Origin of the sequence: Holdemania filiformis, assembly GCF_003459085.1 — a bacterium.
In the GTDB taxonomy this organism is placed as follows: Bacteria; Bacillota_I; Bacilli_A; order Erysipelotrichales; family Erysipelotrichaceae; genus Holdemania; species Holdemania filiformis.
The window spans coordinates 1-25,941 of the sequence record NZ_QRUP01000009.1 but is presented as its reverse complement, the minus strand read 5'-3'; the positions used below and the strand labels follow the sequence as shown (position 1 = coordinate 25,941).

Genomic DNA, 25,941 nt, shown 5'->3' with positions numbered 1-25,941 from the left:
GATGAACACGGTTCCAATCTCTTGTTAAAATTATAGCATAAGAGGAGGATCAATACCTATGGTTAAAATTTCAAGACGCGACTTCTTAAAAGGAAGCGGCGCCACCGCTTTAACCCTCATGGCGGCCGGCTTAGTCGGCTGTTCCGCTGAAAACACAAAGACTCCGCAGACCACGGCGCCGGCCGAGGTTCCGGAAAATGACAAAATCGCCGCGGCTTATCTCAATCCGCAGCGTGAAGATTACCGCACGAACACCAAAGAATTAAAGACGTTGTTCTCGCCGCTGACCGTCGGTTCGCTTCAGCTCAGTCACCGGATGGTTAAATCGGCGGCTGGATCCGCAACTTATTTAGCCGGCTTAACCGATGAACTGCTTCAATATTACGTCAATTTTGCCAAAGGCGGCGTAGAGATGATTTATGTCGAAGGCATTGCCGCCTTAGAAATTCCGGCAGACGGCAGCGGTTATGACGCTGAAACCTTGGCATTCGGCCAGAAGCTGGTCGCGGAATGTGCGAAATACGGCGCGAGCCTGGGTTATCAGTGGGCCCAGTTCGGCGCGGGTGAAAATGAAATGACCGTCGAGCAGATCCAGGCGATCGAAGACCGCGGCGCGCAGATTGCCAAGGGGATGCAGCAGCTGGGCTTCAAGGCGTTTGAAATCAACGCCGCCGGCTTCAACATGGGCGAGCATTTCCTGTCCCGTTTCTACAACGTGCGCACTGACGAATACGGCTGCACAAGCCTGGAAAACCGCGCCCGGTTCGTCACGGAGTGCATTACCAAGATCAAGGAAGCCTGCGGATCGGATTTCAACGTTCAGATCTTAATCGACGCGATCGAAGAAAACGACAACGTCGCCAACAACCCGACGCTGATGACACTGGACAACGCGGTTACCACGCCGCGCACGAAAATTACGACAGTCGAGGAAGGCATCGCCCTTGCGAAGCTGTTTGAGGCCGCCGGCGCGGATTCCATGCACCTGCGCTTAGGTCCGCTGGGCCATCACGTCGCGCAGTTCGGCAGCGATCTGTATTTCATCCTGAACGGTATTGAAGGCGCGTCCGGCTTCGGTACGCAGTACGATTTTAAAAAGCACTGGCAGGGCCAGCTGATCGGCGATACTCAGGGCGCGGGTATGCTTCTCAATGTCGCGGCCCGCTACAAAGCGGCCCTCAGCATCCCATGCGGCGTCGTCACCTACATGGACCCGGCACACGCTCCGGATTTCTTCGAACAGGCCTTGGAAGACGGCAAAGCGGACTTCTTCCTGATGACCCGTCCGTTAACCGTCGATACCGAATATGTCAATAAGCTGCGCGAGGGACGGATCGACGAGATCGCACCGTGCACCCGCTGCCTGCACTGCCATATCGGCAGCAATGAAGCCAACGCGATGGCCGGCTACTGCCGCGTCAACGCGATGACCCAGCGCGTCATGCGTGAAGGCGGCCCGGCCTCGTATGATCTGACACCTGCTGAAAAAGCGAAAAAAGTCATGGTCATCGGCGGCGGCCCAGCCGGCATGGAAGCGGCCCGGATTGCGGCTGCCCGCGGTCATGAAGTAACACTGTACGAAAAGAAAGGCACGCTCGGCGGCCTGCTGGATTTCGCGCATACCGTCAAGGGACCGCATGAAAACTTGCAGGATTTCAAGAACTATCTGATCCGCCAGCTGGAAATCACCGGTGTCAAAGTCGAAACCGGCGTGGAAGTCGACGCTGCCAAGATCAACGCGGAAGCACCGGACGCAGTCATCCTGGCTGCCGGTGGCCTGCGCGACACCTTGAAGGTGGACGGCGACGGCAGCGCTCCGGTCATCGAGATGGAATCGTTCATGTTCACTGAGATGGGCGAAAACGTCCTCATCTACGGCTCCAACGCTCAGGCCTTCGACGCCGCACTGTGGCTGACAGTCCATAAAAAGCACGTGACGATGATCACGCCGAACGCCGCTGAGGAAATGGATATGCAGCAGTCCCAGCACGCGATGCGGATGATGACCACAGCCTTGTATTCACTGGGCTTCAGCGCCTGGCCGAAAGCTTCCTTGAAATCGGTGAACCAAAACAAAGCCGTGATCATGACGGAAGCCGGAGTTGAGATGGAAATCGCCTGCGACGCGATCGTCAACGCCGCCGACATGCTGCCGAACACAAGTCTGCTGGAAGGATTATCCGTTGCGGAAACCTATGCCGTCGGCGACTGCGCCAACCCGTTCAACATCGCCAAAGCGATTCATGCGGGCAACGACGCCGGCCGCGCGGTCTAACCGCCTACCGCTGCCGGATCTGAGTCCGGATTAAGCTTTACCAGCGCTTAACCCCGGACAAACAGGATTTTCAAATCAACTTCAACGTAAAAGAAAGCAAACTAAAAACAGGAATCAAGCAAAAGGAATGCCGTTCAGGCTCCCTTAAGCTTGTTCCTGTTTTTCTCTTTCCTATTCCGGCAGCTTTTCCTGTGGATCGGTCATGAAATCCGACGAGATGAAGTTCTTCCTCATTCCATCGCCCTGACCTCAAACCCCTGCGTTCCCTGCGGAATACCATTGACGATCAGCGTGACCGCATGGCGGCCCGGATAATGTTTTCTGACGCTGGTATCGGCGAAGCGTTGTTTTCTCACATACGTTCGTTTCTCGCCGGCCTTTAAGGTCAGCTCGGATATTTTATAATTTTTCCGGCTGCGTTTTCCCTTGGCTTTCACATAGTCAACCGCATATTCCAGCCTGACCTGAGCCTCGTTCTCAGCGGCAACCGCGAAGGAGAAAACCAATTCCTCCCCAATCCGCACAACCGGCGTCATCACCATAAATTCCGTTGTTTTCACATGATCGTTCTCCGCCACTCCGAACAGCGCCAGTGCTTCCGGATTTCCCTTCTTCAACAAGGTCCGGCAGCCGTGTTTGAGGATCCAGTCCGTGACCGGATTCTGGCCCTGCCAGCGGCGCGCTGTTTCCAGCACCAGCTCGGGATGGGTTTTGGAGATATCGTTCAGGTTGTTCGCCACGCTTTTCTGGACATACGGCGACGGATCGGCTTTCAGCAGTTCGAGAATCCGCAATACCGGCGCGGGATCCTGCTTAAAGCTCGCCAGCGCCTGTCCCCAGGGCAGCTGAGGACGGCAGCCCTCGCTGGCCAGCCGGCGGACATGCTCGCTTTTGTGCTCTGCCCAGACAGCCATCTGCGCCATCATCCGCTTTTCATCCCGGAGAATAAACGCGCGGACGGCGAATTCCGCCGAAGCCAGCGAGGTGATTTGTTCCAGCGCCGCCATGGATGCTTCCCAATCCGCTTCCGCCTGGCCGAATAGCTCGACATAATCAGGCAGGCACATCAACATTAACCCGTCGCTGCCCGCTGGATAATCCGCCGCGGTCTGCCGCAGAATCGTCACCGCCTGCGAATAGTCCGCAGGCAGAGTTTTGCCCAAGGCCAGCGCCGTCTTCCGGATCCGGGCTTTCAGTTCCAATGAATCCCAGTCCGCGTCCAGAATCTCGCTCACAAAGGCTTCGCTCTCAAACGCAGGATGGTTTTTTTTGATTCTGCGCGCCAGTTCGCCGAGCGAGTCAGCGTTGATTCTTGCTTTCATTAGTTCCGCCATTCATTTCTCCTTTATCGGATTATCCGCACAGATTTCAAGGTTTCAATCAATCACACAGCTTGCCGAAGCCTGTCCGGCCTGAGCGCAGCGAATGTTTAACTGCACACGTGTTCCCGCAGGCGCCCGGACAACCCATTCTAATTTCCGGCGCAGCGCCGCGGTCTGACCATAGACGCCGGAAAAAGACAGCTCGGTCTGATCCTGTCCATAACCTTCCAGCGCTTCAATTTCACCCTGAGCCTGTCCCTGGAGGATCTCAGCGCCTGTCAATTCAATCTGAACCGGTTCCGTCAGCTTCATCGCCTGACGCTGCCGGCTGATCCACGTCGGCAGATAGCCGCGGTTGACGATCTCCGCCGTCACCTTCACGAAATTATGTCCTAACGGTTGGGCCTGGAAACGCATGATCGCCAGCCTTGGCAGCAGACAGACCTGACGCAGCGCGAACCGCGTCGCTTTTTCACATTCTTCCCGCAGGTATGCCGGCGGACAATTCTGAATCGTAAACTTATAATCAAGCCCGCCGATCTCCACCTGGCCCAGCTGCGGATGCTCCAGCGGCGTCCACGGCTTCCAGGCCTGCGGACAATGCGCATCGATCCAGGCCAGCGTCAATTTCTGCTGGCGCAGACGTTCAGCGTCGCTAAGTTCCGGTTCCAGCTGTTCCTCCACACTGATTCCAGCCCGGCTCTGCAAATCCCACAACTCCGCCGTCACCGCGAAGATCCCGCGATTCAGATAGGCCCAGTCGTCGCCTGCGCCGGCCGCGTAGTCACTTTCCGTGCAATGAAAGCCATCGTACAGATTCAATAACGGATAGCCCATTTCCTCGGTGGCCAGCGCTCCGATCGCATGGTAGATGCTGCGGTCCAGCGGATCCTGTTCCGCCTCGGAGAACGGACCCGGCGGATTCAGAATCATCCCGCCGCTGGTATGATGAGTAACCATCACACCGACATTCGGATGTGCGATCAAAAACTCCGCTACCGCGCGGGTTTCCGGATTATCGAGCGGATAGTCGCCCGCGCCCGGCTGTTCCGGCCGCCACCAGCAGGGATAATTGCGGTTGAAATCCAACCCCCAGCGCGCCGGGGCCGCTTTCAGAAGATCCCCAGACTCTCCCTGAAGCAGTCCTTCCGGCATCACGGTGTAGAACACGCCGTCGGTTTCATCCGGCCGCCGCCGGCGTAAAAGCCGCGGTTCTTCCGCATCCGCGGTCCATGCCCCGGTTTCATCAGGAATCCGCATCCACCGGATTACACCGTCCTGATCCAGATCCTGCCGGACGACGCCGGACTGGGCTTTGCCTGAAGGGCGGTTAACCGAGCGCAGCGTATCCGGCGTTTTCAGATAGACTTCCGCTCCATCCGGAGAAATCCGCGGAATAAACGTAAACGTATACGCTTGAAGCAGCCGGGCAATCCGCGGTTCTTCACAGCCGGTTAAAAGCACGTCCAGCTGATGCAGCGCCGCCATTGAGCCGGTCACTTCCCCGGCATGCGTATTCCCGTCGATATGCTGCGCCGGTTTTTCATCGAAATCCCCGCAGCGCAAATCCGTCACTTCCATCGCCCACAGGTCGCGGCCCTCCGGTGTCTTTCCCAGACTTGTCAAACGGGTGTAATTCGGATAATGTTCGCTAAAATAGACCATCCGCGTCGTCAGCTCGGCATAGTCCGCGTAATGATCATAAGTAAACGTCGTTTTCATTAAATCAGCTCCCTTCCCTGATAAAAACAGTGTAGCACCGATCCGCAGACGCCGCAAAACAAATCGGATTCCAAGCCGTTTTTTCAACTTGGAAAAAAAGAAAAACCGGATTTCCCGGTTTAACCTTACATCTTAATTGTCAGAATATTCAGCACGCCGTAGACCGCCAGCGTGATCACAATCGCCCACGACAGGAAGAACTGCTGGATTAAAATCCAGGGATTCGCTTCCTTACGCACAATGATTCGTTTATGCCGTCCGCGGATCAAGGCGACCAGCGCCAGCGCATAGATAACGACGCAGCTCAATCCGATGATCCACGAATACTGCACCGGCACCTGCTGCAAAGCCACCGTCTGCAGGTTGATCGCGATGTGGATCAGCAGCGGCGGAAGGATGGAATTAAACCGCATCGTCACCACCGCCAGGAAGACTCCCAGACAAAACGACGGCAGGATATTGATCAGGTTGCCGTGCATGAAGGAAAACAACAGCGAGCTGGCAAATATTGCGAAATAATTGCCCATCCGGCCAAAGCTGCGCAGACAGACGCCGCGGAAAATAAATTCCTCGCAAAACGGAGAGATCACAACGATGTAAATCAGGCTCAGAATCACCGCCGGAAGCTTTCCCTGCAGAATGAGTTCCGAGGACGTAAACTGAATGTTGGACCAGCTGAGCACCAGCGCCAGAATCCCGACAATAAAGGTCAGAAGCAGATTCAGCGCCAGTCCGATCAGCACCAGTCCGAGAATATCGCGCCATTCGCCTTGACAATGACCGAAAAAACGGCCTGTCTTCATCTTTTTTAAAGCCGCATAGATCTGAAACGGAAGAAGCATGACGAGCAGCGTGACGACGATCCGAATTCCCATTTCCGCCGCCTGCCGGTCCACCGTCTGATAGTACGGCTCCAAAAGCGGAGTCAGCCATTGATAACCAAAGGCCGCGCCGACAGCCAATCCGAAAACGATCAGAAACGTCAAGCCGATGCCGTTAAATTCCCGGCGCAGCTGACGTGGCGTAACCGTCTGAACAGTCCGTTCGCTCATTGTTCTCCCTCCTTCACTATCTTTTGAAATTCGACGGTATATCCGTCAGGATCCTGAATAAAAAAGGAATAGACCGCAAACTGCGGATGCCGCCGGGGAGCGGTGATCCCCTTCATTCCTTTGAATTTTTCATACAGCCGGTCAACCTCAGCGCAGTCCGTGCAGTTAAACGAAATGCACGAATAAGCAGGAAGCTCAAAGTCCGCCGCTTCCACAAACCCCAGATAGCCGTAACCGCTGTCGTAAATATGACAGCCCGGCTGGGTATGCCACAGCGTCAGACCCAGCTGCTGAATATAAAAAGCATCGGTCGCCGCCAAACTGCGGCAACGATGAAAGATGACCATGGATTCCATCATTAATCGCTCCTGTTCTTTGCTTCAGAACTCTATCAGTCTTAAACACGATATCGCCCCGACTCCGGCTCGCTCATCAGCGGAGGAAGCCGGGAAGGAATTGCTTGTTGAATTGAATGCGTTTTTATTATCGCATATTTTTTTAAGAATGGAAATAGCGACCCATCCCGCTTTCCGTGCAGATTAAGGAATTCTGCGGTGCTTTGATAACAATCCAATGTTTACCTGATATCCGCGCAAGGCTTTCCCGCTTTGATTTTCAGGGACATCTGGCTTATACTAAAGCTGTTGCAATCAATCAAAAGGAGGAATCCGATGCAGAAACAACAATGGGAAGCGCAGCTGGCCCAGACTCAGAACCAAAGCGTTCAGCTCCGCCGTAAAAACTCGCAGATTGCCGGAGTTCGCTTCGGTTTGTTTTTAATCGCAGCGTGGTCTTTTTTTCAAATCGTCGACGGCCGGATGGGCTATCGATTTATCTTTATCCTAAGCCTGGCCGGATTTTGTCTGGCAATGCTGGCGCATCAGAAAAACAACCGGCTCTATCTTGAAGCCCAGGCGCGAAGCGAAGTGCTTAGGCGATGTCTGTCGCGGTTTGACAGTCGTTGGCAGCAGGCGTCGGAAACCGGCGCGGAATTTTTAACCGATGATCAACCCGCGCTGGCCGATCTCGACGTCTTTGGCCCGCGTTCGTTATATCAGTTCTGCTGCATGGCGGTCCTGCCGCAGGGGAAGACGGCGCTGGCTTCCTATTTTAAAGAACCAGCCGCAGTCAAAATCATCCGCGAACGTCAGGAAACCGTGACCGTTCTGGCACAGAATCCGGATTTCATGCTTGCGGACTGGACCTGCACGCACGGGCTGACGCCGCAGACGGCCGCCGCGATGGCTTCCGAAAAGCTGAATGAGCTTGTCCAGCCGGTCACGCTGCCGATTCCCGCTTGGTTTATCCGCTGGATGCCGGCGGTGACGCTGACGTTATTGGGGCTGACGCTGCTGCGCTGGATCTCGCCGCTGTGCTTCATCCTGATCTTTTTTGTCCAGGCGGCGCTCGCCCTGTTTTCCCTTGGGTATGTCCACAGCCGCCTGCAGGCTGTCGCGAAGGTCCGGCAGGGACTGCAAAACTGCCTGATCCGTTGTCAGAAGCTGGATCAGTCGGCGCTGTCCAGCCCTTTGATCGACGCGCTGAAAACTCAGATCCGTCAGCCGCAGGGACTGCTTCAGGGCGTAAAGCAGCTCGACGGGCTGTTAAACCGGCTGTCGCTACAGGCTAATCCGTTTCTCTACCTGCCGGCACAGCTGTTGCTGCTGTGGGATCTGCAATGCGTGCAGGCCTGGAACCAATGGCAGGCTCAGGCCGGGCAGACGTGGATCGCCGTGATGGAACAGCTGGGGCAGCTGGAAGCGATGGAATCACTGGCGCTGATCGCGCTGACGCATCCGCAGACCTGCATGCCGAAGCTGCATGAGGAAACGGTTCCGGTCTTGGCGTTTACGCAGCTGACTCACCCGCTGCTGGATCCGGTTCAGGCGATCGGCAACGATTTCACCCTCGATCATTCGCTGACGGTGGTCACCGGCTCCAACATGTCCGGCAAGACGACGTTCATGCGCACGATCGGTCTGAATCAAATTCTGGCGGCGGCCGGCGGTCCCGTCTGCGCGCAAAGCATGGATACTTCCGGCTTTACCGTTTTAACCTCAATGCGGATCCGCGACGACGTCAACGAGGGGATCTCCACCTTTTATGGTGAGCTGTTAAGAATCCGCAGGATCATCGACGCTGTATCCCTGAAAACCCCGCTGCTGGTGCTGATCGATGAAATCTTCAAGGGCACCAACTCCCTCGACCGGATCGACGGCAGCGCCCAGGTGCTTCGCCATCTGAACCACCCGTGGATCCGCGCGATGATCACGACGCACGACTTTGAGCTGTGCGCCCTGGAGGAACAGGCCGGACTTTCCTTAGTCAACGTTCATTTTGAGGAACATTACCAGGATCAGAAGATTTTCTTTGATTACAAGCTCAAGCCGGGACGCTGTACGCAGCGCAACGCCCGATATTTAATGAAAATGATTGGGATCACGGATTGATTTTCACTGGTTTTACGATACAATGAGTTCATATAGATTGGGGGACATACAATGATAGCTATTACACACGGCAAGCTGCTGACCGTCGCCAACGGTACGATTGAAGACGGCACGCTGCTCATCGACAACGGCAAGATCACAGCGATCGGCAAGGATATTGCGATCCCGCAGGGGGCCGAGATCCTCGACGCTTCCGGAAAATGGGTGACTCCGGGCCTGATCGACGCGCACACGCACATTTCGACCTTTAACGAACCGCACTGGATGCCGCATATCGGCGACGGCAACGAGGTCACCTCGCCGGTTACTGCTCAGATCCGCGGCATCGACGCGCTGAATCCGTTCGACATGGCGATCGGCGCGGCACGGTCAGCCGGCTTTACGACCTGCTACACCGGGCCGGGCAGCGCCAACGTCATCGGCGGCACCGGCTTGAGCTTCAAGCTGAAAAACGCGGCGACCGTTCAGGAAATCGCGATCGAAGGCTCGGAAATGATGAAAATGGCGCTGGGCGAAAACCCGAAGCGCTGCTATGGCTCTGAAAAGAAAATGCCGATGACCCGGATGGGCACCGGTGCCGTCCTGCGCAAAGCGTTATTCGACGCCAAGCAGTACAGCGACGCGCTGGCTGCAGGCAAGGACGTCAAGCGTGACTTTGATCTGGAAGCGCTGGTTCCGGTCGTCCGCGGCGAAATGCGCTGCCGGATTCATTGCCACCGCGCCGACGACATCGTCACGGCGATCCGGATTGCCGAGGAATTCAGCCTCGATTACACGATTGAGCACTGCACCGAAGGTTATAAGATTCTGGATTTCTTAAAGGCGAAAAAAGCCAAGGTCGTCATCGGTCCGCTGTTAATGGGACCGCAGAAGTTTGAGATCTGGGGCTGCCGTCAGGATACCCCGGCGGTCTTTGAAAAAGCCGGGATTGAGGATTTCTGCCTGATGGCGGATGATTCGTCAGCGACCAAATGGCTGCCGGTGCACGTCGGCATCGCCATGCGAAATGGACTCAGCTTTGAACAGGCGTTAAAATGCGTGACGATCAATCCAGCCAAGCTCTTGAAGCTGGACGATCGGATCGGATCGTTGGAGGTGGGCAAAGACGCAGATATTGCGATCTTTAACGGCATGCCGTTCTCCAATCTGACCTTATGCGAACAGGTCATCATCGACGGAAAACCGGAATTTGTCCGCCAGGAGGGTGATTTATGATCGCCATCGTTCACGGGAAGCTGCAGACTGTGACTCAGGGCGTCGTGGAAGACGGCACATTACTGATCAATAACGGCAAAATTACAGCCATGGGCACCGACATTCCCGTTCCGGAGGGCGCAGAGATTCTTGACGCTGCCGGCAAATGGGTGACGCCGGGACTGATCGACGCTCACAGCCATCTGTCAGGCTTAAACGAACCGGCCTGGATGCCTTCGACGATGGACGCCAACGAAATTACCGATCCCGTCACCGCGCAGGTGCGGATGCTGGATGCGTTCAATCCGTTTGACGAAGCGATCCCGAAGGTCAGAAACGCCGGCTTTACGACCTGCTGCACACTGCCGGGCAGTGCCAACGTCATCGGCGGCACCGGCTTCTCATTTAAGCTGAAACAGGCTTCCACCGTTCAGGACATGATGATTCCGGGCACCGAGGTCATGAAAATGGCGCTGGGCGAGAACCCGAAGCGCTGTTATGGGCCGGACAAGAAAATGCCGATGACCCGCATGGGGACCGGCGCTGTGCTGCGGGAAACGTTGTTCAACGCCAAGGTTTACTCCGATAAGCTGAAAAAAGCGGAAACGGATCCGACGGTTCACGTAGAACCTAACTTCCGGTTGGACCCGTTGGTACCGGTTGTCCGCGGTGAGCGCCGCTGCCGGATTCACTGCCACCAGGCAGACGACATCGTCACGGCGATCCGTATTGCCGAGGAATTCCATCTGAAATATGCGATTGAACACTGCACGGAAGGGTATAAGATCAAGGAATTCTTAAAAGAGAAGGACATCACAGCCGTCGTCGGGCCGTTGAAGATGGGACCAATGAAATTTGAGATCTGGGGCTGCCGTCAGGACACCCCGGCGGTCTTTGAGAAGACCGGCATCAACTTCTGCCTGACTGCGGACGGCGCTTCCGATACCGTCTGGCTGCCGAGCGACATCGGTATCGCGATGCGCTATGGCCTGAGCTTCCAGACGGCGCTGGAAGCTGTGACGATCCGTCCGGCCCGGCTGCTGGGTCTGGAAAACCGCGTCGGTTCGTTAGAAGTCGGCAAGGATGCGGACATCGCAATTTTTGACGGCATGCCGTTTGAGAATCTGACCTCCTGCCTGGCAACGATCATCGACGGTAAGATCGAGCATTGCATCCTGTAATCAATACCATTCTCTTTCAAGAATACAAATAGCTTTTCTTTTATCATTCTTCACCGATGAATCTTAAAAAGGACAAAGCCGCGAGGGGTTCTTACTCGGTTTCGGGTAGACATAGAATATCCATCAAAGAAGCAGGCAGGGTAAAGCGTTAAATGAAGCTTTATCCTGCCTGACCTTTTTTTTTGCCCAATTTCGAGTAAAAACCCCGCGAAGCCCTGTCCTTTTTCATACTTTAAACCTGGAGAAACTAGTTATATAGAAACCGTTTTTATTTCGATCTGCGTTTCAGAAAGAGGACGGCGCCGATCACAGCCACAACAGGAATCGCCGCGGCCGGCGTCCACCATGGCCATCCGCCTTTCTTTATCTCATTTTGAGCCGGAGTTGCGCTCGGCGGCGGAGTCCCTGGCTTTTCAGCGGGTTTTGGAGTTACTGCCGGCGTGCTGGTCGGTTCAGGAGTCGCCGTCGCTTTCACTTCCGGCTTGGGCTTTTTGATTATCCGCGGAGCCTGTGAGGAGGGAACGTTCACGTTCTGCGTGGGGTTTTCCGATTCTGACGGCTTCGGGGTCGCAGTCGGCGTTGGTGTTGGAGCTGGTGTTGGTTTTGGCTCGGTGATCGAAAAGACGGCGGACAGACTTTCCGTTTCCGCTGGCTCCCAGCTCCAGTTATTATAGATTTCTTTCTGAAATTCAACGATCAGTTCATGATTTCCAGCCGAAAGTCCGCTCAGAGAAGCCTGCTGATCCTCCCCGGAGCTGAAGGTTCCCTGAATAGAATCCGCATTCTGTTTGTCGATTGCCCAGCGGACCGGGACCCAGCGCCAGTCTTCCCATAACGGCTCTTGGTTATCAAGACCCGATCCCTTAGCGGTAAAGGAAAGCGATGAATCCAATTCATACGATCCTTTTACGCCGCTGATCGTATTCTCAGTGAATGCCGGCTGAATAAATGCCCGGTCAATCACCTGGACACTAAGATTTTTACTGAAACGCTCTACATAAAGATCAAACTGTTCACTGCCTGTTTCCTTCCCTTTTAAGAAGAACGCGTTAGGGTTATCCGGATCCTTCCGGAGATCAAACTTACCAAGATCTATTACAACGAAAGTCACTTCTTTATTCGGCGCATTCTCCGGCAGCACAGTCGGGATGATATGCAATTCTTGTCCTACGGCCACTACGATTTTATTCGGCGGCAGCAAAATTTGAAGCGGAATCTTAAAGTTAGCCTGGACTGTTGTATTGGAATTCACCCACTCCAGAACGGTTGTTGATTTGACGTAAATCGAATTGCCTATTTTCCACCCTGCAAATTGATAATCCGCTGCGGGGAAGGCTTTGAGGGTATAGGTCGGCGTGGAAGTGACAGAGCCGTTGAAGCTTTGAATATAGGCGGCATTCCCGGCTTGCTTATCCTCATCGCTTATATTGACAGAGAGTGAACGATACTGAATCCCTGCATTGACTATTTCCAGACTATCCATTGGATTGCCTTCACAGTTCAAAACAGTGAACCAAGAAATCCTTAACGTTTGGAGCTGATTCTGACGACAGTCAAGGGTGTTTATACGCTCTTCGTTAATAAATAATTCAGTTAAGCTGTTATTCGCGCAGGATAAAGTCTTTAAATAAGATAAATATCGAACATCCAAACTTCCCTGCAGTCCTCTGCCGGATAAATCCAGAGCTATGATTCCTAACATATTATTTCCAATAGTGTCCCATGTCACAAAGTCCCATTGTTCAGGCTGATCGATTAAATCCTGATTAAAGGCTTCGGGATGCGCCTGGATCACCTCGTTTATCAAAGTCACATCCGTTTGATCATAATTCGGAATCAATTCAAACTCAAGATCCAGCAGGACCTCCTCCTCCGGCATAGTAAAGACATACTTGTTGACCTGATCTTCCGTGAACTTGATTGCAGGCGTCGTTTTGTTCTCTAATGATCCTGCTTTATATCGATAACCGGGGTCCGGATACATCGTCACACTGTATATGGCGCCGGACTCACATTTAGTCTCATTATACAGATCACTGCCCGAAGTGTCTCTGAGATTTATAGACCCGTGGTCAAAGGTTCCCCATCTGACAGGATACCCATTTAAAACCGGAGTCACATCGGAATTGAAATCCTGAAGGAACGAGGAGCCAGAGCTTTCCATCTTCGCAGGCTCCTGTGAGGACTTTGGTGCATCGACATCCGGGAGTTCATCATCAAAACCGGAACTCGTGTTCCGTTCGGTATGGATAGCCGGTTCTTTCGTTTCTTCCTGCGGATAATCCTGGGCGGCACTTGGAGTTTCTGTTGAAGGCGGTTCGGTTCCCTCTTCGGCATAGACGATTCCCGAGGTGGGAATCATCAGCAGAGCCGCAATCAATAAAATCGTTTTCATTCCCTTTCTTACCATACTCTTTTCCTCCTGTTTCTTTTCATGATGCTGAAACGGACCGGCGGTCACCGGCCGTCTTCACGGCAGCGGTCTAAAGCGCGCTCCACCTTAAGCCCGGTTACCGGCTTCATCGCAAAATACGAAACGCATAAACGATAAGCCTGAAGCGCAAAATCAAGGTCTGAAAACCAGATGATTCTGTCCAGCAGAGGCCGGGCGCTGGTAATCAGATCCAGTCCCTTGACCCCCTCTTGAGAAACGATAACTAAATCATAGCCGCCTTGTTTCAGTTTGTCCGCCAATTCCGGCCAGCCGCGGCAGAACTCGATCAAAGCGGGCTGACTTCTTTCATCGCACCAGCGCCGGACATCTTGAATTATCTGATCTCGTTCCCGGTCCAGCTCATCGCAGATCATGATCTTCAGCATAGGCCATCCCCTCTTTCCATCTTGCTGCTTTATTATTTTAACCATAATAAAATATTGATTAAACTACAAGAGCTTGGCGTCAAAATGCAGTTTTTGGCGTTAAGACGCAGTTTTTAGTAAAAAATTCAATTGTTGTCCGGCCTGTTCCACGTTAAAATATTCTTAGCGACAAAGAACTGTACGGTTTAAGAGGGGGATGGACATGAAGATCGCCGTCGTCGATGACCGGGAACCTTGCCGGGTAGAAATAAAAAATTATTTCAGCCGCTATCTGACAGAACAGTGCGGCGGTGAAAAAATACAGGCGGAGGATTTTATATCCGGAGAGGATTTTTTATACCGCTTCATTCCGAACAGCTATGACATCATCTTTATCGATCAGTTCATGTCCGGCATGACAGGAATCGAAACGGCCCGGGAAATCCGGAAGCGGGATGCGCTGGTTTCTTTGATTTTTGTCACGACCAGCCGGGATTTCGCAATCGACAGCTATGGCGTGCAGGCCTGCGGCTATCTGGTAAAGCCCTATACCTATCAGGATTTCATCAATACATTAAACGCCGCCCGGATTGAAAAAATCCGCAGAGCCCGGTTTATCCGGATCGAACAGGATTCCGTGCTTCTGCGGGAAATTCTCTGGTGCGATTCCGACGGCCATTACAGCCGGATACATTCAGACCGGAAAGGCCTGATCCGCTATCGGCTGACTTTCGCTGAACTCGCTGAAAAACTTTCAGCTTACCCGCAGTTTTTAACCTGTTATAAAGGCTGCATCATTAATCTTGAGCGCACCGACCGCATGGACGATCAGAATTTTGTACTGGATGACGGAACGCCAATTCCATTTGCCAAGCGGGAAAGAAAGAAGCTGGCGGCGGCCTATCATCAATATTTGTTTCAGCGGGAAAGAGAGGATGATCTATTATGAAGACTGTGGATACGCTGATGATTTTGCTGTTTCCCTTTTTAGATTCGCTGCCGTTTACCCTGCCCAGGTACTGGATGTTTAAAGATAAGCTGAGAATTTCATTTCGTTATGTCGTTCTTCTGCAGCTGCTTCTGGCCTCCGCCAACAGCGCAGCCTTTTATTACATCAATCTGGGCGGATATGCGGCGGCCGCACAATGGACAACGCTTCTTCGCTATACGTTCATGCTGATCTATATGATCTTGGGATTTTCACTGATTAAGGATACTTTCCCGAAGCTGATGTTTACTTACCTTCTGCTTCTGGCCTGGTCCTTCTTTGTCTACGGCAACGCCAATTATATCGAGAGCCGGTTTTTCTGGGATTTTTCCGGAATCCATCCCTATTTAATTTATAATCTCGCCCGCATTGTGATTTATCTGATCACCTGTCCGTTTCTGTTCCGTTTCTTCCGCCACACGATCGCTGACGCCCTGGCTATTAATGATCATGACATGTGGCGGTATTTATGGATTATTCCGCTGTTCTCCACTCTGTTTGGCATGCTGTACTGTACGACGGAGGATGTCTATGCCTATGCTTCCTGGCAGTTTCTCGTTTCCCGCTATCTGATGCTTTTCGGCGCCTGCTACGTTTCTTATTTAGCTCTTAAAATCCTGCAGAATTCCCGGCGGCGGATTCAGCTGGAGGAAGCGCTGAAATATGCCAACCGAAATCTGACGGCGCAGAAAAAACAATACGAAGGACTGACCTCGCATGTTGAAGAAATGAAAAAAGCCCGTCATGATCTGCGCCAGCACCTAGCAGCCGTGCAGTCGTATATTGAACGGGACGATCGAACCGGTCTGAAGGAATATATCGATCTCTATAAAAGTGAGCTGCCTCCGGATACCCTGGAGCTCTTCTGCCGCGATAATGTCGTCAATGCCCTGGTATCTTATTATGCGGCACAGGCCCGGGCGGATAAAATTCAGTTTGAAGCGCGCATCGATTATCCTGACCCTTGTCCGGTTGCTTCTACCGATATGACGGTGCTGCTGGGCAATCTGCTGGAAAATGCGGTGGAAGCGTGCCGACGGGACAGTTCCAGATCTAAATGGATAAAACTGCGCATCAAACAGGAAGGCAGTTCCGCGCTGCTGATTCTGATCGATAATACCTGCGTTCTTCCAGTTACCTTCCAAGACGGAACGCCGCTTTCCTCTAAACGGGAGGGACCGGGAATCGGCACAGCTTCAGTTCAGGAAATAGCGCAGCGGTATCAGGGCGAGGTGCAGTTTGAGCAGCAGGCCGGGATCTTCCGCGTTTCCGTCTTCCTTCAGCTCCTGCAGCAAAGATAAAGTATGTCTGTCTCTGCAGCCCTATCCGCTGAGCTGAACTAAGCTGACCGGATGTTTTTGAGCCTGTGAATGAACGGGCTTTTTTTATGCAAACCGGAGCCTCATGCCTGGTGCTGGCGGCCTGATCCGGTAACTGAAAAGTCAGCGGTTGATCGGTTTAGAAGCTCTCCAACAAGCCTGTGATTTCTACGTGCATTTGAATTCCTTCTTATTCATTCCTTTCATGAGGAAAGCGACAAGCGTTCACATAATGCCGAAATCAGACAGTCCTGATAAAAGCTGTCAGGGCTCTCCAGGATAGCATGGGCCTGTTCCCCGGTGATGCCTAACCGAGCAAGTCCTGCCAACAGCACCTTTTTAGCCTCCCGCTGCTGCTTTACCGCCGCTTCGCCGGTTTCATTGAGGAACAACAACCCGGCTTCCTTATTAATCAATCCCAGCGCTTCCAGACGGCTGACAGCCCGAAACACGCTTGGACGGCTGACCTGCAGCCGCTTTGCCAGATCGCACTGACGCACCCATTTCTGTTCTTCTAAAAGCTGTGCCAGCGTGAGCAAATAGATCCGTTCTGAGGAACTGAGCTTCATTTCCGGACAGTTCCCTGCAGAATATAGCTGGACGGGGAAATCCGCCGCCATTGCACATCCTGGAAATAATCCGATAACAGCGCCCGCATTTCTTTCTGAGAATACAGCCGGACATCGCCCTCCGAGCTGAATCGGAAAGTAAAATTCATCAGCTGACGCAGCAGCGGCGGCATCGTCGTATCGCCGATCAGCAGCCGTCCGCCAGGTTTCAGACAACGATGAAGCTGACGTGCAGCCGCCTCGGGATTGGGATAATGGTGAAATGAGTCGCAGCATACGATCAGATCAAAAGCACAATCCGCATAAGGCAGCGCTTCGCTGTCACCCTGAATCAGCTCCGCTTTGTCTTGGAGCTGTTTTTCAGCGACCGCCAGCATCGCTGCCGAAAGATCCAGCCCCGATAAGCGGGCAGTAGGACAAAGTCGCGCAATTTCCGCCAATAAGGCCCCGGTACCGCAGCCCAGATCCAAAACGTCGGTCGGCTGAAGCTTCTCAATTTGTCTAAGCAAACGCGGATACAAAGCGCGCGGATGGCGGCTGTAACAGGTCGTGTCATAGCGGCTGGCCTGACGGTCAAAGGCCGTCTGGGATTGTTCTTTTTTGTTTTCCATACATATTTTCCTTTCTCGTCCATTCCCTGTTCGGGAAATTAAATTCGATTGAACATCGTTCACTCGTGTTTCAAAAATAACCGCCTGATGTTATTCAGGCGTTAATGACTGTTCGATGAGCGCATAAACCAAACGTTTCAGCTCATCCAATTCCGCATCTGATGGTTTGACGGATCGCGACAGCGGAGCGATCTGCCCGTATGTGATCAGATCCACCGTTACAGAGGGAAATTTCAATGTCTTTCCACGAGCTTGAGCATAGCGGTTTAGTTCCTGAATCAGATGGGGTTTTAATTTTTCGCATAGCCGCATCGCCAGCTGCCGGTGGAAATCTTCGTTTTCCGGTTTATGAAAAAACTCCTCATAACGCAGGGCTAAGCCCTCCTGCTTGATCGACTCGAACATCCAGTCCAACTTTTCTTCCAGCGAAAGTCCTGGATCATGGAGAACCCGGATAAAGCTGGCGCAGCATTCTTCCGCATAGGTATCCATCGCTTCCTCAAACAGCTTTTGTTTGGAATCAAAATAGCGATAACACAATCCCTGGACGACATTCATTTCCCGGGCGATATCCCGCATTGACGTGTTTTCATAACCTTGCTGCGTAAATAAGCGCATCGCCGTCCGCAGAATCTCCTGTTTTCTTTCTTCCGGCGCTTTGGATACCCGCATCAATTCACCTTCTCTGTTAATCCCAATTGTAATGGATGAATGAACTTGTGTCAATGAACTTTGTTCATTCGATTCATTTCTTTTTCCGATCCCCTTGATGGCAGTCCACTTCTGATGTTTTCCGTTTTTTACCTAGTTCAGGCTTTCCAAATCAAGCGTAAAGGATTGAGGTCCGGCAGCACCGGCGGCGATCTCATATTTTTCAAATTCTACAATCAGATTGCCGTCAGGATCGAGATGGAATGGCCGATCAGGCCCGATCATTGATTTTAAATCCAGATCTTCATCATAAACAGCCTGTTCCGCTTCCGGTTTCGCGTCGATCTGACGCTGAATTTCCCGGGCAATCCGTTCCGCATAATCTTCGCCGGCCAATGCTTCCAGCGTCAGCGTCCGTCCGGTTCCGGCTTCCACGTTATAACAATCGACCGTCTGGCTGGACTGCGCGCGCACATAGGTGGAAATAATCGCGAACGATAAGGTTTGATCATTGTTGCAGTAGAGCTGATAATTAATAGAAATTCGGGCCGGAATATATTCCTCGGCTTTTCCGCCGGTTTCAATAAACGCCTGATATTCATCTGCCGCCTGCTGCTTCATCGCGATGGCATGCGCCTCGATCTGTTCACGGATCGCTGCGTTTAAAGATTGTGCCTGATCGTTGTTTTCCAATTGCGGGACCTTGATCTCCGCAATATAAGCCGCTTCTTCGCTTGTGGATTCAGAGTCCAGGAAAAGATGCGCAATCTGGCTGACAAGCGGCAGGTCCAATACGGTCTTCGCAAACACCGTATTGGTATTAAAAAAGAAAAGGAACGCGCAGCAGCCTGCCGCAGCGCTTAAACCGATCGTTTTGTTGCGGCGGCAGCGTTGTTTCCGCTGAATCAATCCCTGTTGAATGCTTTTTTCAATGATTTCGTGCAGATCCTCTGGAATCTTAACATCTTTATCAGACATGATTTTCACCCTCCCATTGTGTTTTCAATAATTCCATTCCCTTGTAATACCGTGATTTTACTGTACCGTTGCGCACCCCCAGAATTCTTGATATCTCTTTAAACTCAAAGCCCTGGAAATATTTCAGATAAATAATATCCCGGTACTGAGGTTTTAAGCTTTCCAGACAATGATCGACGGCAATTTTCAAGTTTTGATCGTGGACCGCAGGATCTTCGATCCAGTTTATATCCAATTCTTCCCGGCGCGGAAATTTTTTCAACATATTTTTGCATTCGTTGATCAGAATCCGGTAAAACCAGGTTTTCATATACTTTTCATTGCGCAGCTGGCTGTAATGCACCATCGCTTTAATAATCGCCTCCTGCAGCGCATCTTTGGCCAATTCTGAATTTTGGGTGTAATGATACGCCACGCGGTAACAGTATTCCTGATTCTCTTCAAAATACTGACTTAACTTTTCTATCCCTTCCATTTTTATCTCCTTCCACATATTAGACAGCCAGCCTCAGCCATAAGCCCAAATTTAAAGAAAATATTTTGGGGAATCCGAATTTTTACGTTCCTTGCGATCTGTCCGTTGATCAAAAGCAATTTGATGAAACTGAACGCGGCGATAAAACCGAACTTTTATCCGACAGCGTCCTAGATTTTTACAACGAAGATCTGCGATATCCTCTATATCATAACAAAGTGATTTTTAAATATCCATCGAAAGCGACCTCTCACAATTTTCTAAAAACAAGAATACCTTTTCGTTATCCCCTTTGATCTCTTATCCGGTTATAAATAAGAAACGAGCGCCTCCCTTTAATTCAACGGCTGGTTATACGCTTCCTGAGCGGGGCTTCCGTCTGACTCAACTTCACTATCGTGGCTTTAAAAGAAATCCAGACAGAAAGGAGAATGATCAAACAGAAATACTTAAAATACTGCTTGACGCATTATACTATGTGATATATAGTATAACACGTAAGGAGGTAATCATGGATAGTCAACTAAAAAAAGGTTTGTTAGAAATCTGCGTGCTGGCGGCGCTGGCAAAGCAGGATTCCTATGGTTATCAAATCATCAAAGACGTGTCTCAGGTCATTGAGATTTCTGAATCCACCTTGTATCCAATTCTTAAACGCCTGGAAGCCAGCCACGATCTGGAAACCTATTCCGTCGAGCACAACAGCCGGCTGCGGAAGTATTACCGGCTGACGGACAGCGGCCGCCGGCACATCGCCGATTTTCTGGACGACTGGAAATCAGTGATGGCCGTGATCGATTTTATTAAAGGAGAAGTTCACCATGACTGAAAAAGAATATCTGGACGCTTTAAATAAAGCGTTGAAATGGCTGCCGAAGCCGGAAAAAGAAATTTGTTTCAACTACGCCCGTGAGATGATCGAGGACCGGATTGAAAACGGGCTGACGGAAACCGAAGCTGTCGCCCAATTGGAAACACCGCAACAGATGGCAAAAGCCTTCCTCGAAGACCGCGGCAGTCTGAAATTTAAGTTTTCCCTGCCTATAAACAGCGTCATGACCGTGATCTTGCTGATTCTGGGTTTCCCGCTGTGGGGCGCCTTGCTGTTAGCGGGTTTAATGATCTTGCTGGCCGGTTTTCTGCTCGCCGGCTGCGTGCCGTTTATCTGCGTTGCCATGACGGTCAGCCTGTTGTTCGTCGCGCTGGTCAGCGTCAGCGCCAGTCCGTTTGTCATGGTCTCCGTGTCGTTAATCGCCGGCGTAATTCAGCTGGGTGTCGGAGTCATGGCGCTGGGCGGGTTAATTCTGGCGGCGTTAGGCGCCTCGCTCACGATTCCGTGGTTTAAGGCTGCGGTGATGAAAACCGCGCAGTTTCTGCGTTCCCTGTTTTTCCAGGAGGTAAGCAAATGGTAATCCGAAATTTTAGAAAAAAGGCGTTGATCGCCGGCTTGATCTTCGTGCTGACCGGTTCGCTGATCGTGGGAGCGGGTTTAGCGGCCGGAGGTCAAAAAGCGTTGATCGCGGGCTCGTCGAAGCCGTGGTATCAAACGATCTGGATCGAGGATGGGAAAGTCGTCGTCAGTCTGGATTTCCTGAATGGTTCGTTGTTTCACATCAGCTTTTAAACAGAAAGGACACTCTTCTCATGACGCAATTCACGGCCTATCAAAAGAAACAGCTCGCCCTGTTCGCTCTGCTGACCCTCGCATTTCTCAGTCTGTTTACCGTTTTATATGCCCGCAGCCGCGATACCACGCTGCTTTCGCTCTTGATGCTCACACCGGCCCTCAGCGTGCTGATCGTTAACCGGCTGACGCATGAGCGCCGTTCCTTGTTTCTGCGGCCGAAATTCAAGCGTAACCTTTCCCGTTACGCGCTGAGCTGGCTGCTTCCGCCTCTGCTGGCTATAGCCGGCGCGGGAATTTATTTCCTGCTTTTCCCAGCGCAGTTTCAACCGCTGGCCTCGCGCTTTGCGGCCAATAACAGCATAACTGAGCTGAACGCATACTGGACGCAGCTGATTCCTGTCATTTTGCTTGCGGTTCTGATCAATCCCTTCGGCGGACTGATCCCGGCGCTGGGCGAGGAGCTGGCATGGCGGGGCTGGCTGCTTCCCCGACTGCGTGATGTTCTGGGCACGCGGAAATCTATCATTGCCACCGCTTTGATCTGGGGGTTATGGCATGCCCCGATCATTCTACTGGGCTACAATTATGGAACCGATTATCCGCTGCTCGGCGTTCTGATGCAGCTGTGGCTGTGTTTGATCCAGGGGATAATCCTGGCCTGGCTGCAATTTAAGAGTGAGTCCGTGTGGACCTGTGCTCTGTGGCATGCCTCCTTAAACGGAATCGACCGCTATACCGCGTCCGCCCTGCTGAGCGCGGGCAGCGTCATGCCGTTAATCGGTCCGGATCTGACCGGGTTGATCGGCGGGCTGGGGTTTGTCCTGGCAGCCGTCCTCTGTTGGCGCGGGATTTGCCGGATGCCGGAATGTTCCGCTAACATTAAGCCGGCGGATTTGCCAGATTGCGATTTATTGACTGAATAACATTTCGCTCACTCAAAAAAGCCCGGCGCAGGAACGAATCATCGCTGCGCCGGGCAATCCTGAATGAAGAAGAAACCAACGTCTTCCAGATCCGTCCGGAAGCGTTTTTATTTTACCGGAATCGTCCGTTTTTTCCATTGAAGCCAATCTTTGTCCAGCACCGTTCAGTATGAGCGAGGCATGATCGTCTGGCATGGGAAACGCCCGCATTCCCCGCAGGCCATCAACTGATGAAGCACACCGTCGCGGGTAAAACAATTCCCCGGCTTATGCGCCGGCACCCAGCCGGGACAGATTCCCTGGATGTAAGTCGGACAGCTGCCGCAGTCATAGCCGCGCTTTCCCAACAATCGCTCATCCATTACCAAGCCTCCATTTTTTCCACGATTTCAATTTAGGCCTTCGCTTGTGCTGACCGGAATGGATTGAATCATCTCTCACTTATTCTCGGATGACTCGCTTTTCTCCAAATTCAGCTGCGCGCGGTACTGAAGCGGCGTTTTCCCGCAGTGTTTCTTAAAGATCTCCGTGAAATACCGTTCGCTGCCGAAGCCCACCTCGCGGCTGATCTGAGCGATCGTCAGCGTGGAATTTTCCAGATAAGAACGCGCTTTTTCAATTCGCAGACCCGCAATAAAATCAGGCAGGGAACTGCCAGTCTGACGATTGAATTCACTGCTTAAATGACTGACATTGGTATTGGTGTACTCCGCGACCAGCTTCAGCGAAATATCTTTCTGATAATTCTCATGGATAAAGCCCATCGCCAGCAGTACCTCCGGCGTGTACCAGCGGCCGTTCGCCCCCGACTGACAGAGTCTTCGGATCTGATTTTCCAGATGAGCCTGATATTCGCTGAGTGAGAAAAAGTCCTGCGGTCCGAAGTTCAGATCCAGCGCCACGCCGTACACCTTGACGAACAGGCTCAGCGTCGCGATCACAAACGTGTGCGCCGCCTGGCAGCAGTTCATATCAAGCGAGCTGCGGACCAGGTGATCGAACACATAATTGACCTGTTCCAAAACTGCCGGCAGATTCCCGGTACACAGCTCATTGCGTAACCGACGGCCGTTTTCATAGATCGCCAGCACGCCCGGATCGATCCGCCGCTGCAGCACCTGTTCGGTAATTACCGGGCACGCCACCTCGAAGAAACGCAGATCGTTCAGCTGGCGGGCTTTTAGATAAGCCGGATGCATGCCTTCATAGCCTTGGTAGGGTCCCGCCAGCGATGTCGCGATAAAGCGATGATTCCCCGGCGCATAGGGCGGACGCTCTAAAAAATGCCGGTGAATCTGTTCGCATACCTGCTCGGCGCTGATCCTGCATTCCGCGTCCCGGCTGAATAAAACCGCCATCTGCTTAGAATTGTCAACCTTGATCAGGAAACAATTGCCCCGGCAATGATTCGCGTTCAGCAGCGCTTCCATCTCCTCATAAATCGCATAGGTCGTTTCCACCTGACGCTGAAAAATTGCGGAATCGTCGATCAGGTTGTATTTTTTATCAATCCCCGTAATACAGAAATAATAGTCCTCCAGATCAAACCGCAGCGGAATCCGGTTGTTTTTAACGAAGCTTTCGATCAACAGTTCATTGTCGTCCCACAGACAATAGTTGATCAGCATGTTGTCGCGGACAAAATCCGTCGACGCTTTTTCCAACAAACATTTTTCTTCCATGGTGTAATCGTACCATGATTTTGCCAATTACAGAAGAGACAAGCAGAAATTTTTGCCAACGCAAAATTTTTCGCAGGTCATGTTCAATTTTTATCATGCTAAAATGTTAACATCAAGGGAGGAAAATGAAATGAAAAAGCTGTTAGCACTCGCAACGGCGGCCTTTTGCGTTTTAAGCTTAGGCGCCTGCGCAACCAACAACGGCGGCACGTCAGCCCCGGCATCCGGCGGATATACCTTTGCGGATACCGTGAAATGGGATGCGGAATATGACGTCGTCGTCGCCGGCTTCGGCGCGTCCGGAGCGGTGACCGCCAAGACGGCCGCGGAAAACGGCGCGTCTGTTCTGATCGTCGAGAAATGCACCGAAGGGGAAGCCGGGGGCAACTCCAAGGTCGCCGGCCAGCTGTTTGCCTATGGCAACGGCAACGTGGAAGAAACGAAGAAATATTACCAGGCGCTGGCCGGGGATACGGAAGTTCCGGAAGCCTCGCTGGACGTCATCGTCAACGGCGTCGCCAACATGGCGGAAATTCTCGTCAATGATTTCGGCTTAAACAAAGACGACTTTGTTGACTGGACGGGATTCCCGGTTATCGGCGTCATGTCGCCGGAATATCCGGAATTTGAGGGTTCGGATACCGTCGGACTGTGGACGACGCACATGGGCACCAGCGATTCTCATCTGTATCAAATTCTGAAAGAACACGTTGTTAAAAACGCGGACAAGATTGACGTCTGGTTTGAAACGCCGGCAACCGAACTGATTCAGGATCCGATGTCCGGCGCAATCATCGGTGTGAAGGTAACCCGCGGCGGGCAGGAAAGCCATATCCGCGCGCTCAACGGCGTCGTCTTATGCACCGGCGGCTTTGAGGACAACAAGGAAATGGTTCAGCATTATATCGGTCTGACCGACTATGCCCCAATCGGCGGTCTGTACAACACCGGCGATGGCATCCGCATGGCGCAGGCTGTCGGCGCTGATCTGTGGCACATGACGGTTTACGAAGGCGGCTTCGGCTTAGGCGGCGTTTCCTTCAATGTCGAAGAAGGCCAGCGTGCATCGCAGATTCAGGTCTTAAGCCAGGGTCCGCTGAATACTGGCGCACTGGTGTTGCTCGGCATGGACGGCGACCGGTTCGTCAACGAATCCGTTCCGGTCCGGCATGGTCATGTTTATATGAACGGCACATGGCATAACCCGACGTATCCGGATAAAATGTGGACGGTTTACGATCAGACGCAGGCCGATCTGATTGCGGAAGCGGAAGCCATTCCGGAACAGTTCCGTTCTCAGGTTGTCGAAGCGTCCACGTTGGAAGAACTGGCGGAAAAGACTGGCATGAAGGCCGATCAGTTGAAAGCGACAATCGCAAATTTCAACGATTACGCAAAACAGGGCACGGATGAACAGTATCATCGCGATGGCGAAACGATGCGTCCGTTTGACGGCGCAAAATATTACGCCTTCCCTGTCAAAGCGGAAATTCTGAACACCCAGGGCGGTCCGAAGCGCAATGAAAACGCCGAGATCCTGGACGTCAAGGGCAATCCGATTCCGCATCTGTATTCCGCGGGCGAAATGGGCGGCATCACCTCTGAACACTATCAGGGCGGCACCAACCTGGCGGAATGCATCATCTTCGGTCAGATCGCAGGCAAGAACGCCGCGGCAGCCAAGGATCCACTGCCGGAATACACGCTGGCTCCGAAGGTGGAATCCACACCGACCAAGCTGGGCGAAGTCACCGATCTGAACAAAGAAACCAACTATGAAACCCAGGATAACGAATACATCGGCGAAGGGACCGGCATGGGCGGCAAACTCGTCGTCAAGGTTACGATGGACGGCGATAAGATCGCTAACGTTGAAATCTTAGAACATTCCGAATCCGAGAATATTTCTGATCCGGCCATCGAACAGCTGCCGAAGGCGATCGTTGAAGCCAACGGAACAGAAGTCGATACGATCTCCGGCGCGACGGTCACTTCCAAAGCGATCATCGAAGCGGTCAACAACGCTTTAGCTCAGGTAAAATAAGCCTCAGCTTCTGATCTTCATGGATCAAGGGGCTGTGACAAATCAGGAAAATAAGAAGAAGCGATAAGCTCACAGCCAT

At 52.4% G+C, this 25,941-nt stretch carries 24 protein-coding genes; 11 read left to right on the top strand and 13 right to left on the bottom strand.

Annotated features, from left to right (window positions below; genetic code table 11):
* The first annotated feature begins 58 nt into the window (after positions 1–58).
* Positions 59–2,275 (top strand): oxidoreductase, encoded by a 2,217-nt coding sequence (locus tag DWY25_RS08515; protein ID WP_117894879.1) that lies wholly within the window; start codon positions 59–61, stop codon positions 2,273–2,275.
* Positions 2,276–2,505: 230 nt separating this feature from the next.
* Here DWY25_RS08515 and DWY25_RS08510 read toward each other — a convergent pair whose 3' ends face one another.
* From DWY25_RS08510 to DWY25_RS08495, 4 genes are all read right to left on the bottom strand, one after another.
* On the bottom strand, positions 2,506–3,609 hold the full coding sequence (locus tag DWY25_RS08510) for a DNA alkylation repair protein (protein ID WP_117894878.1): 1,104 nt from the start codon (positions 3,607–3,609) through the stop codon (positions 2,506–2,508).
* 42 nt (positions 3,610–3,651) lie between these two features.
* On the bottom strand, positions 3,652–5,319 hold the full coding sequence (locus DWY25_RS08505) for a M14 family metallopeptidase (RefSeq protein ID WP_117894877.1): 1,668 nt from the start codon (positions 5,317–5,319) through the stop codon (positions 3,652–3,654).
* Between the two features lie 125 nt (positions 5,320–5,444).
* A complete protein-coding gene (locus DWY25_RS08500) occupies positions 5,445–6,371 on the bottom strand; it encodes a CPBP family intramembrane glutamic endopeptidase (RefSeq protein ID WP_117894876.1) in 927 nt (308 codons plus the stop codon).
* Positions 6,368–6,727 (bottom strand): VOC family protein, encoded by a 360-nt coding sequence (locus DWY25_RS08495; RefSeq protein ID WP_181981758.1) that lies wholly within the window; start codon positions 6,725–6,727, stop codon positions 6,368–6,370. The genes DWY25_RS08500 and DWY25_RS08495 overlap by 4 nt, the downstream gene beginning before the upstream one ends.
* Positions 6,728–7,042: 315 nt before the next feature.
* Between DWY25_RS08495 and DWY25_RS08490 the strand changes: the two genes are divergently transcribed.
* The 3 genes from DWY25_RS08490 to DWY25_RS08480 are packed head-to-tail and all read left to right on the top strand — an operon-like array spanning position 7,043 to position 11,196.
* Positions 7,043–8,821 (top strand): MutS family DNA mismatch repair protein, encoded by a 1,779-nt coding sequence (locus DWY25_RS08490; RefSeq protein ID WP_117894874.1) that lies wholly within the window; start codon positions 7,043–7,045, stop codon positions 8,819–8,821.
* Between the two features lie 51 nt (positions 8,822–8,872).
* Complete coding sequence (locus DWY25_RS08485) at positions 8,873–10,036, top strand: amidohydrolase (protein WP_117894873.1); 1,164 nt, start codon at positions 8,873–8,875, stop codon at positions 10,034–10,036.
* Positions 10,033–11,196, top strand: a complete 1,164-nt coding sequence (locus tag DWY25_RS08480; protein ID WP_117894872.1) for an amidohydrolase — start codon at positions 10,033–10,035, stop codon at positions 11,194–11,196. The genes DWY25_RS08485 and DWY25_RS08480 overlap by 4 nt, the downstream gene beginning before the upstream one ends.
* Before the next feature lie 268 nt (positions 11,197–11,464).
* Here DWY25_RS08480 and DWY25_RS08475 read toward each other — a convergent pair whose 3' ends face one another.
* Together DWY25_RS08475 and DWY25_RS08470 are read right to left on the bottom strand one after the other, a co-directional pair.
* Positions 11,465–13,606 (bottom strand): InlB B-repeat-containing protein, encoded by a 2,142-nt coding sequence (locus DWY25_RS08475; protein ID WP_117894871.1) that lies wholly within the window; start codon positions 13,604–13,606, stop codon positions 11,465–11,467.
* A gap of 47 nt (positions 13,607–13,653) precedes the next feature.
* Positions 13,654–14,016, bottom strand: a complete 363-nt coding sequence (locus DWY25_RS08470) for a hypothetical protein (protein WP_181981757.1) — start codon at positions 14,014–14,016, stop codon at positions 13,654–13,656.
* Between the two features lie 202 nt (positions 14,017–14,218).
* Between DWY25_RS08470 and DWY25_RS08465 the strand changes: the two genes are divergently transcribed.
* Both DWY25_RS08465 and DWY25_RS08460 read left to right on the top strand, forming a co-directional pair.
* A complete protein-coding gene (locus DWY25_RS08465) occupies positions 14,219–14,944 on the top strand; it encodes a LytR/AlgR family response regulator transcription factor (protein ID WP_117894870.1) in 726 nt (241 codons plus the stop codon).
* Positions 14,941–16,284: a GHKL domain-containing protein gene (locus tag DWY25_RS08460; protein ID WP_117894869.1), complete on the top strand. Its 1,344-nt coding sequence runs from the start codon at positions 14,941–14,943 to the stop codon at positions 16,282–16,284. The genes DWY25_RS08465 and DWY25_RS08460 overlap by 4 nt, the downstream gene beginning before the upstream one ends.
* A 221-nt stretch (positions 16,285–16,505) precedes the next feature.
* Here DWY25_RS08460 and DWY25_RS08455 read toward each other — a convergent pair whose 3' ends face one another.
* The 5 genes from DWY25_RS08455 to DWY25_RS08435 form a co-directional block, all read right to left on the bottom strand.
* On the bottom strand, positions 16,506–16,871 hold the full coding sequence (locus DWY25_RS08455) for a metal-dependent transcriptional regulator (protein ID WP_181981756.1): 366 nt from the start codon (positions 16,869–16,871) through the stop codon (positions 16,506–16,508).
* Positions 16,868–17,482, bottom strand: a complete 615-nt coding sequence (locus tag DWY25_RS08450; protein WP_117894867.1) for a class I SAM-dependent methyltransferase — start codon at positions 17,480–17,482, stop codon at positions 16,868–16,870. Before DWY25_RS08450 ends, DWY25_RS08455 begins: the two co-directional genes overlap by 4 nt.
* Positions 17,483–17,572: 90 nt before the next feature.
* Entirely contained in the window at positions 17,573–18,154 is a 582-nt protein-coding gene (locus DWY25_RS08445; RefSeq protein ID WP_117894866.1) for a TetR/AcrR family transcriptional regulator, read from the bottom strand.
* 132 nt (positions 18,155–18,286) lie between these two features.
* Complete coding sequence (locus DWY25_RS08440; RefSeq protein WP_117894865.1) at positions 18,287–19,111, bottom strand: RsiV family protein; 825 nt, start codon at positions 19,109–19,111, stop codon at positions 18,287–18,289.
* Positions 19,104–19,586, bottom strand: a complete 483-nt coding sequence (locus DWY25_RS08435; protein ID WP_181981755.1) for an RNA polymerase sigma factor — start codon at positions 19,584–19,586, stop codon at positions 19,104–19,106. The genes DWY25_RS08440 and DWY25_RS08435 overlap by 8 nt, the downstream gene beginning before the upstream one ends.
* 511 nt (positions 19,587–20,097) lie before the next feature.
* Between DWY25_RS08435 and DWY25_RS08430 the strand changes: the two genes are divergently transcribed.
* The 4 genes from DWY25_RS08430 to DWY25_RS08415 are packed head-to-tail and all read left to right on the top strand — an operon-like array spanning position 20,098 to position 22,136.
* Complete coding sequence (locus tag DWY25_RS08430) at positions 20,098–20,415, top strand: PadR family transcriptional regulator (RefSeq protein WP_117894863.1); 318 nt, start codon at positions 20,098–20,100, stop codon at positions 20,413–20,415.
* Positions 20,408–20,998 carry an HAAS signaling domain-containing protein gene (locus DWY25_RS08425; RefSeq protein ID WP_117894862.1) on the top strand — a complete coding sequence of 197 codons (591 nt, stop codon included), beginning with the start codon at positions 20,408–20,410 and terminating at the stop codon, positions 20,996–20,998. Before DWY25_RS08430 ends, DWY25_RS08425 begins: the two co-directional genes overlap by 8 nt.
* The gene (locus tag DWY25_RS08420) at positions 20,992–21,210 is read left to right on the top strand and encodes a hypothetical protein (protein WP_006059278.1); all 219 of its coding nucleotides are present in this window, start codon (positions 20,992–20,994) and stop codon (positions 21,208–21,210) included. Before DWY25_RS08425 ends, DWY25_RS08420 begins: the two co-directional genes overlap by 7 nt.
* A 20-nt stretch (positions 21,211–21,230) precedes the next feature.
* On the top strand, positions 21,231–22,136 hold the full coding sequence (locus tag DWY25_RS08415) for a CPBP family intramembrane glutamic endopeptidase (RefSeq protein WP_117894861.1): 906 nt from the start codon (positions 21,231–21,233) through the stop codon (positions 22,134–22,136).
* Positions 22,137–22,300: 164 nt separating this feature from the next.
* Here DWY25_RS08415 and DWY25_RS08410 read toward each other — a convergent pair whose 3' ends face one another.
* Together DWY25_RS08410 and DWY25_RS08405 are read right to left on the bottom strand one after the other, a co-directional pair.
* Positions 22,301–22,498, bottom strand: a complete 198-nt coding sequence (locus tag DWY25_RS08410; protein WP_117894860.1) for a hypothetical protein — start codon at positions 22,496–22,498, stop codon at positions 22,301–22,303.
* Positions 22,499–22,573: 75 nt separating this feature from the next.
* Entirely contained in the window at positions 22,574–23,818 is a 1,245-nt protein-coding gene (locus tag DWY25_RS08405) for an AraC family transcriptional regulator (RefSeq protein WP_117894859.1), read from the bottom strand.
* A 130-nt stretch (positions 23,819–23,948) separates the two neighbouring features.
* On the opposite strand from DWY25_RS08405, the gene DWY25_RS17945 reads away from it, so the two are divergent.
* The gene (locus DWY25_RS17945) at positions 23,949–25,862 is read left to right on the top strand and encodes an FAD-dependent oxidoreductase (protein ID WP_181981754.1); all 1,914 of its coding nucleotides are present in this window, start codon (positions 23,949–23,951) and stop codon (positions 25,860–25,862) included.
* The last annotated feature ends 79 nt before the right edge of the window (positions 25,863–25,941 follow it).